Origin of the sequence: Mesorhizobium sp. M7A.F.Ca.US.005.03.2.1, assembly GCF_003997795.1 — a bacterium.
Classification (GTDB): domain Bacteria; phylum Pseudomonadota; class Alphaproteobacteria; order Rhizobiales; family Rhizobiaceae; genus Mesorhizobium; species Mesorhizobium ciceri.
Map to the genome: position 1 here is coordinate 1 of NZ_RZRP01001538.1, position 570 is coordinate 570.

Below are 570 nucleotides of genomic sequence, written 5' to 3' on the forward strand. Positions count from 1 at the left end.
GAAACGCTGGCCGTTTCTGGAAGCCGGGTCGTTTCGCTACGCCTATTTCTCGACCGAAGGCGGCGCCCTGCATTGCCGCAAGATCGCGTCCGGCCTGGCAAAGTGGCTGCGCGCCAACGGCGCCAATGTCTACGAAAACAGCAAGGTCGTCGAGGTCGACGCCGAAGCCGGCCACATCGTGCTCGAAAGCGGCGAGACGATGCAGGCCGACCGCATCGTCGTCGCCGCAGGCGCCTGGGTGCTAAAACTGTTTCCGGAACTGGACGGAGAATTGAAGACCTATCGAACCGCACTTGCCTATGTCGAACCGCCGGCCGACCTCAAGGCGGCCTGGCAGGCGGCACCGGTCGTGCTCGATGTCGGCGGCGCGATCGACGGCTATGTGATCCCGCCCTCCGGCGGCGCCGGCATGAAATTCGGTTCCGGGCTGCACAGGGTGCCGACCAGCGACGCCGACTGGAACCGTCAGCCGGTGGCGGGCGAGGGCGAGGCGATCCGCAACCTGTTTTCGCCGCCGATCGCCCGCATCGCGGAGTATCGCGTGACCGAGGTCGTCACCTGCGCCTACAC

1 protein-coding gene is annotated in these 570 nt (G+C 66.1%); it reads left to right on the top strand.

Going from position 1 to position 570, the window contains the following annotated elements:
* Nucleotides 1-570, top strand: a 570-nt coding sequence (locus tag EN991_RS38980) for an FAD-dependent oxidoreductase (protein WP_164769801.1), incomplete at both ends; no start/stop codon positions are given.